The sequence below is a fragment of the Thermomonas sp. genome, assembly GCF_035369645.1.
Classification (GTDB): Bacteria; Pseudomonadota; Gammaproteobacteria; order Xanthomonadales; family Xanthomonadaceae; genus Thermomonas.
The window spans coordinates 1-6,238 of record NZ_DAOOUM010000075.1 but is presented as its reverse complement, the minus strand read 5'-3'; the positions used below and the strand labels follow the sequence as shown (position 1 = coordinate 6,238).

Annotated in this window: 6 protein-coding genes; 5 read left to right on the top strand and 1 reads right to left on the bottom strand. The window is 61.2% G+C overall.

Annotation, left to right across the window (positions count from 1 at the left end; translation table 11 throughout):
* The 4 genes from PK789_RS11245 to PK789_RS11230 all read left to right on the top strand — a co-directional run.
* Positions 1 to 561 (top strand): ParB/RepB/Spo0J family partition protein (locus PK789_RS11245; protein WP_324308891.1); only part of this gene is annotated, 561 nt, incomplete at its 5' end.
* A 10-nt stretch (positions 562 to 571) separates the two neighbouring features.
* Positions 572 to 1,303, top strand: a complete 732-nt coding sequence (locus tag PK789_RS11240) for a glycosyltransferase family 2 protein (RefSeq protein WP_324308889.1) — start codon at positions 572 to 574, stop codon at positions 1,301 to 1,303.
* Between the two features lie 20 nt (positions 1,304 to 1,323).
* Positions 1,324 to 1,647, top strand: coding sequence for a lipid-A-disaccharide synthase N-terminal domain-containing protein (locus PK789_RS11235; protein ID WP_324308888.1), 324 nt, complete (start codon positions 1,324 to 1,326; stop codon positions 1,645 to 1,647).
* A gap of 62 nt (positions 1,648 to 1,709) precedes the next feature.
* On the top strand, positions 1,710 to 3,485 hold the full coding sequence (locus PK789_RS11230) for a DUF885 domain-containing protein (RefSeq protein WP_503011948.1): 1,776 nt from the start codon (positions 1,710 to 1,712) through the stop codon (positions 3,483 to 3,485).
* 126 nt (positions 3,486 to 3,611) lie between these two features.
* On the opposite strand, the gene gspE is transcribed toward PK789_RS11230, so the two are convergent.
* The gene (gene gspE, locus PK789_RS11225) at positions 3,612 to 5,321 is read right to left on the bottom strand and encodes a type II secretion system ATPase GspE (RefSeq protein WP_324308885.1); all 1,710 of its coding nucleotides are present in this window, start codon (positions 5,319 to 5,321) and stop codon (positions 3,612 to 3,614) included.
* A gap of 173 nt (positions 5,322 to 5,494) precedes the next feature.
* Here gspE and PK789_RS11220 point away from each other — a divergent pair.
* Positions 5,495 to 6,238, top strand: a 744-nt coding sequence (locus tag PK789_RS11220; protein ID WP_324308883.1) for a hypothetical protein, incomplete at its 3' end; no start/stop codon positions are given.

The following is a 6,238-nucleotide window of genomic DNA, read 5'->3' as shown; positions in this document are numbered from 1 at the left end:
GATGACCGCACCGTGGTGGCGATGGCGCTGATCGAAAACATTCAGCGCGAAGACCTGAACCCGCTGGAAGAAGCGCAAGCGCTGCAACGTCTGATCGACGAATTCGACCTCACCCACGCCGCTGCCGCCGAAGCGGTGGGACGCTCGCGGGCGGCGGTCAGCAATTTATTGCGCCTGCTGGAACTGCCCGAAGCCATTCGCAACTTGGTGCAAATTGGTGCGATTGAAATGGGCCATGCACGCGCGCTGTTGCCGCTGGCCGAGCCCATGGCGATTGCGCTGGCCAGACAGGCCGCCGAAGAGGGCTGGTCGGTGCGTCAGGTCGAACACCGCGTACAGCAGATCACCGCCGGCAAAGTGGCCAGCGATGCCAAAAAAACCGCCCCCAAGGCCAAGCCCAAACAAGCCGACATCGCCAGTTTGGAACGCGAACTATCCGACACCTTGGGCAGCAAGGTCAGCGTACTCAACGGGCGCGGCAACAAAGGCAAGCTGATCATCCATTACGCCAATCTGGATGCGCTGGACGGCGTGCTGGAACGGCTGCGCAACCGTACGTGAGTCACCCCGCATGAGCGCACATCCACAACTGTCGGTGGTTGTCCCCGTGCATAACGAGGAAGACAACGTCGCGCCGTTGGTCGCGGAAATTCTCGCTGCACTCCGCGGCCGTATCGATTTTGAAATCGTGTATGTCGATGACACCTCGCGCGATGCCACCTTGCAACGCCTGCGCCAATTGCAGGCCAGTACGCCCGAGCTGCGCGTCATTCGCCACCTCGCCAATGCCGGGCAAAGCACCGCCGTACGCAATGGTGTCAAGGCGGCGCGCGCGCCGTGGATTGCGACCCTGGATGGCGATGGCCAAAACGATCCGGCCGATATTCCACACCTTCTGGACAAGCGCGCCAGCGCCGTTGCCGATGTGAAATTGTTTGCCGGCTGGCGGGTCAACCGGCAGGATTCCGGCAGCAAGCGCTGGGCCAGCAAATGGGCCAATGCCATTCGCAGCCGCATGCTGCGCGATGCCACCCCGGACACCGGCTGCGGGATCAAATTGTTCGAACGTGAGGCATTCCTGGATTTGCCGTATTTCGACCACATGCACCGCTACCTGCCGGCCCTGATGCAGCGCTCCGGTTGGCAAACCGTCAGCGTGCCGGTCAATCATCGCCATCGCACCGCTGGGGTGTCCAAGTACAACAATCTGGGCCGTGCGCTGGTCGGTATCCGTGACCTGCGCGGGGTGGCATGGTTGATTGTGCGGAGCCGGCGCACCGCCGTTGAGGAAGTGACGCCGTGATGTTGGCGCCGGTGGGCTTCATGGATACGCCGTTGGCCGCGCTGGCCTGGACCGGCATTCACATGAGTCCGTGGAAACTGATCGGCCTGATCGGCGCACTGATGTTTGGTGGCCGCTGGTTGGTGCAGTTCATCGCCAGCCGCCGGCACGGCAAGCCGGTGATCCCGCGTTTGTTCTGGTACATGAGCATTGTCGGCAGCCTGATGACGTTGAGCTATTTCATCTTCGGCAAGAATGACGCCGTGGGTATTTTGCAAAACCTGTTCCCCAGCTTCACCGCCTGCTACAGCCTGTATCTGGATATTCGCCACCGCGGCTGGAAGCGCGACCGCGCCGGGCATTGAGCAGGGCAGGTTGGGTATCGCTGCGCGCAATCCATCCTGCATTGTTGTCCCCTCCTGACTGGATTGCATCCGTGAAACGACTGCTGCTTGCCCTCTGTCTGCTGCCTGCGCTTGCCGCTGCCCAAACTGCCGCGCCCGCTGTGCAGCCCACCGCCGCAGACAACGCCTTCCAGTCGATCTACCAAACCGAATGGACATGGCGCACGCAGCAGTCCTCTGGTGGTGATGAGGATGGCGATCCCAACGCCGCCGCACGCAACCGCAGCCTGCCCGATGTCAGTCCGCAAGCACAGGCCAACAAGCTGGCCTATCTGGAGGGTGTGCTCAAGCAACTGGATGGCGTGAATGTACGGGCGCTTTCGGCGGGCGAGCAACTGAACTACGCGATCTATCGCCCGCAGATCGAGCACGCGGCGGCGGCACTGCGCTTTCGTGATTATGAAATGCCGTTCAATTCGGATAGCTCGTTCTGGTCGAATCTGGATTTCATGGCCCGCGCCGAGCTGCGCGATGCCGCCGCCTACCACGCCTATGCCGCACGCCTGCGTGATGTGCCGCGCTACTTCGACCAGCAGATCGCCAACATGCGTGCCGGCCTTGCGCGTGGGTTTTCGGTGCCGCGCGCGGTATTGACCGGGCGCGATGATTCCATCGCGATGACGGCGCACCTGAAAGACCCCGAAGCGGCTTCGCTGTGGGCACCCTACACACGAATGCCCTCCACCATTCCGGCCGAGGAACAAGCGGCCCTGCGCGCAGAAGGCCGCGCCGCCATCGCGGATGCGGTGATTCCCGCATTTTCCAAACTGCTCACCTTCTTCCGCCAGGACTACATGCCCAAGGCGCGCACCACGCTGGCCGCCGAAGCCCTACCCAATGGCAAGGCGTGGTATCGCGAACAAATCCGCGCTTACACCACGCTGGATTTATCGCCCGATGACATCCACGCCATCGGCTTGCAAGAAGTTGCATCCATCCATGCCGAGATGGACGCGATCATCGACCAGGTGGGCTTCAAAGGCCGCTCGCCGCAAACGCGCTTTGCCGACTTCCTGAGCTTCCTGCGCAGCGACCCGCAGTTCTACGCCAAGACCCCGCAGGAACTGCTCAACGACGCCGCCTGGATCAGCAAACGCGTGGATGGCGAGGTGGGGAAAATCATCGGCACCCTGCCGCGCGGGCGCTTCACCATCGTGCCGGTACCGGCCAGTATTGCGCCGTTCTGGACCGCAGGCCGTGGCGGTGCGGGTACCTATTGGCTGAACACCCATGACCTGCCCAGCCGCCCGCTGTACAACCTGCCGGCGCTGACCCTGCACGAGTCCTCCCCCGGGCATTCCTTGCAGCAATCGTTGGTGTTGGAACAAGGCGAGCTGCCCGGCTTTCGCAAGGAATACATCAGTGCCTACGGCGAGGGTTGGGGCCTGTACAGCGAATGGCTGGGCAAGGAAATGGGCATCTACCAGACCCCGTATGAAGACTTCGGCCGGCTGACCTATGCGATGTGGCGCGCCTGCCGGCTGGTGATCGACACCGGCGTGCACCACATGGGCTGGACGCGTGCACAGGCGCTGGCCTACCTGCGCGACAACACCGCGCTGTCCGAGCACGAGATCACCACTGAAGTGGATCGCTACATCAGCTGGCCGGGGCAAGCGCTGAGTTACAAACTGGGCGAGCTCACCATTCGCCGCCTGCGCAGTGAAGCGGAAACCGCACTGGGCAGCAAATTCGACGAGCGCGCCTTCCACGATGTCATCCTGTCGCAAGGCTCGGTGCCGCTGCCGGTGCTGGAGGCGCAAGTGCACACGTGGATGGTGGCGCAGCAGGCGAAGTGAGGCGTTGCCCGGGCATCGCTCGATCTCTGCGTCCATTACCGCACTCATGGGTGTCGCCTCGTAAAGGGAACACCTGAGCAGGAAATGACTGGGGCATTACATCAGGGTTGAACTCGCCCGGCTCGCTCACGCATCTTCCGTCACCCGCAGCACTTCTTCGATGGTGGTTTCACCGCGCAGGGCTTTGGCAATGCCGACTTCGTACATGGTGTTCATGCCACCTTGGCGGGCGAGTTTTTCGATCTCGTCCATGCCGGCGTGACGCATCACCGCGCGCCGCACATCGTCGTCCATCACCAGCAATTCCATGATGGTGGTGCGGCCCAGATAGCCGGTGGGTGATAGCGCCGAGGGTACCGCGCGGTACAGGAAAATATCGCCTTGTGGCTGGAACCGACGCAGGCCGAATTTTTCGATTTCTTCTGGCGATGCCGGATATTTTTCGGCGTGGGTGGGTTCTAGTTTACGCACCAAGCGCTGCGCCAAAATGCCGTTGACGGTGGAGGTCAGCAAATAATCTTCCACCCCCATATCCAACAGCCGGGTGATGCCACCGGCAGCGTTGTTGGTGTGCAAGGTGGACAGCACCAAGTGGCCAGTCAGTGCCGATTGAATGGCGATGCGCGCGGTTTCCAGATCGCGCATTTCACCGATCATGATGATGTCGGGGTCTTGCCGCACGATGCTGCGCAAGGCATTGGCAAAATCCAGCCCAATGGCGGGCTTGGCTTGAATCTGATTGATGCCGTCAATCTGGTATTCCACCGGGTCTTCGACGGTAATAATTTTGACCTTGGGTGTGTTGAGCTTGGATAGCGCGGTGTACAGCGTGGTGGTTTTGCCCGACCCAGTGGGGCCGGTGACCAGCAAGATGCCGTGCGGCTGCTCCAGCACTTTTTGGAAGCGCGGCATGAAGTGCTCGCCAAACCCTAACTTGGCAAAATCCAGCACCACGGTTTCACGGTCCAGCAGACGCATCACCACCGACTCGCCATGCGCAGTGGGAATACTGGACACGCGCAGATCCAGCTCTTTGCCCTGCACCCGCGCCATGATCCGCCCGTCCTGTGGCAGCCGGCGTTCGGCGATATTGAGCTTGGCCATGATCTTGATGCGGCTGATGATCGCGGCGGTCAAATTGAGCGGCGGACTTTCGCCTTCTTCCAGCACCCCGTCGATGCGATAACGCACCTTCAAACGGGTTTCAAAGGGTTCGATATGGATGTCGGACGCACGCAAGTCCACCGCGCGCTGGATGATCAGATTCACCAAGCGGATGACCGGTGCTTCCGAGGCTAAATCGCGCAGGTGTTCGACATCATCGAAGTGCTCTTCGCCTTCGGCACGCTCAACGATGCCCTCCATCGCACTACGACCTTGGCCGTGCCAGCGCTCGATCAGCTCATCCACTTCCGAACGCAACGCCACCGCCGGGCGCAGCACACGCCCCAACGCCAGCCGCACCGCTTCTTGCACATAACTATCTTGCGGGTCGGCCAACAGGACATCCACACCCACGGCATCTGCGGCCACCGCCACCACGTGGAATTGCTTCATAAACTTGAAGCCCAGCGCCACATCCTCCGGCGGCAGCTCGGGGACGTCGCGGGCGCTGCGCAAGGGCAGGCCCAACTCGGTGGCGCAGGCATCGGCATGGTCGCGCTCGGACACCAACCCCAGCCGCCCCAACAACACCAGCAAATCGCCGCCGTCTTGCTCTTGCAGCTTGCGGGCGCTGGCCAAGTCGGCCTCTTTGAGCTTGCCGCGTTGCAGCAACAGCGCCACCACGCGCTCATCAGGGGTTTGGGCAGGGTCTAGTGACAGGACGGCGCTCATGCGGGCAACGGGCAAAGGAAATTGAGCCGTGAGGGTAGCAGGGCGACCGCGTTGGCGCGATGGCCGGGCGCGGCGGCGTAAACACATTCAACCTGTCCGTTTTGTGACCCGTTTAGCGTTATTCTGAGCAAGGCGTGCCCAATGGGGGTACGAATAGCAACGATGGGGTCACTATGAAAACGCAAATGGCAACACTGACATTGGCGGTACTGGGGGGGCTGGGGATGTTGTCCACATCCACCGCACATGCCGGCCAGATTGGCACCTATGGAAGCTGCTGGAATGGCAAGAAGACCACGGCCATAACAGCCGCCGGGCATACAGAGAAACCGCTGGCAGACTTGAGCCCCGCTTCCTTATCCGGTCTTGCTGGTTTAATTATTGAACATTGCTTCGGAAGTCCACTGAGCGATGTGGTCACCACAGATGTCAAGACAGCCAATAGCAACGGCATGCTGTTAGTCATCGACGATTGGAACCCCGGCGGCGGCACCTCCGCTGCACTACCTGGAACCCCAGCAATTGCATGGATTTATGGCCCGGGCAGCCAAATCGATTTGGTTCCAGGGATGCCTTATATCACCGGCCCCGGCGGCACCTTGACTGATACCAGTCTAGACGGCGGCAACTCATCCAACCACGGTTACACCACCAGCGCGATGCCGGCGGGTGTACAGGCACTGCTAACCACCGCAGACCATAGCCAAACGGTGGCCATTGCATACAAAAATGGCAGCGGCACAGTGGTTTACAGTGCAATGCCATTGGACGCCTATCTCCCCAATGGCTCATTCAGTGGCAACCCCATCGCCCCAGGTGTGCAGACGTATATGACCAATATTCTGGCAGGTGGCGGCCCCACCACCACCTGCGCTAGCTCCGGTTACACCGGTACCCAGCTGAACTGGTGCGTGAAG